The organism is Curtobacterium sp. B8, assembly GCF_000333315.1.
Taxonomy (GTDB): domain Bacteria; phylum Actinomycetota; class Actinomycetes; order Actinomycetales; family Microbacteriaceae; genus Curtobacterium; species Curtobacterium luteum.
Window position 1 is genome coordinate 1 of sequence record NZ_BACW01000271.1, and the last position, 1078, is coordinate 1078.

At 72.5% G+C, this 1078-nt stretch carries 1 pseudogene; it reads right to left on the minus strand.

Annotated elements, in window-relative coordinates:
- Positions 1-1078: pseudogene (locus I59_RS19370) on the minus strand (beta-galactosidase); the annotation flags it as partial.

Genomic DNA, 1078 nt, shown 5'->3' on the forward strand with positions numbered 1-1078 from the left:
TCGGGAGCCGTGCCGGCGTGCGGGAGGAGCGCGGAGTGGAACTTCTCGCTGCCCTGCACGGACGCGCGCCACTGGAAGAAGCAGACGCCGTCGGCACCGCGGGCGATGTGCGCCGCGGTGTTCCGGAGCATCTCCCCCGGTGCCTTCGCGACGTTGTGCGGCTGCCAGTTCACGGCGCCGGTCGAGTGCTCCATGAGGAGCCACGGAGCGCCGCCGGCGAGGCCCCGCGTGGTGTCGGCGGCGAAGGCGAGCTCGACGTGCGGCCGGGGCAGGCGGTGGTCGAGGTAGTGGTCGTTGGCGATGACGTCCATGTCGCCGGTCCACGTCCAGTAGTCCATCGCGGTGATGTGCGCGGCGACCATGAAGTTCGTCGTCACGGGCTTGTCGCTCAGGCTGCGCAGGACCGCCGCCTCGGCGCGGTGGTGGGCGAGCAGCTCGTCGGACGAGAACCGGTCGAAGTCGAGCGTCTGGCCGGGGTTCGTGGACGACAGCGTGGCGCGGGGCGGGAGGACCTGCTCCCACGCGGAGTAGCGCTGGCTCCAGAACGCGGTGCCCCAGGCGGCGTTGAGCTCCTCGACGGTGCCGTAGCGGGCCCGGAGCCAGCCGCGGAACGCCTCGGCCGAGACGTCGCAGTAGCAGTGCGCGTTGTGGCAGCCGAGCTCGTTCGAGACGTGCCAGAGCTTGACCGCGGGGTGGTCCCCGTAGCGCTCGGCGGTGGCGCGGACGAGCGCGAGGGCGTGCTCGCGGTAGACCGGGGAGCTCGGGCAGAACGCCTGGCGGCCGCCGGGCCACCGGGTGGTGCCGTCCGCGACCACGGGCAGCACCTCGGGGTGTGCGGTCGTGAGCCACGGCGGGGTGGAGGCGGTGCCGGTCCCGAGGTCGATCCCGATGCCGGCGTCGTGCAGCAGCTCGACCACGCGGTCGAGCGCGGCGAAGTCGTACTCGCCCTGGCGCGGCTCGACGTGCGACCAGCCGAAAACGTTGATCGCGACGAGGTTCACGCCGGCCTCGCGCATGAGCCGGACGTCCTCGACCCGACCTCGGGGTCCCACTGCTCGGGGTTGTAGTCGCACCCGAA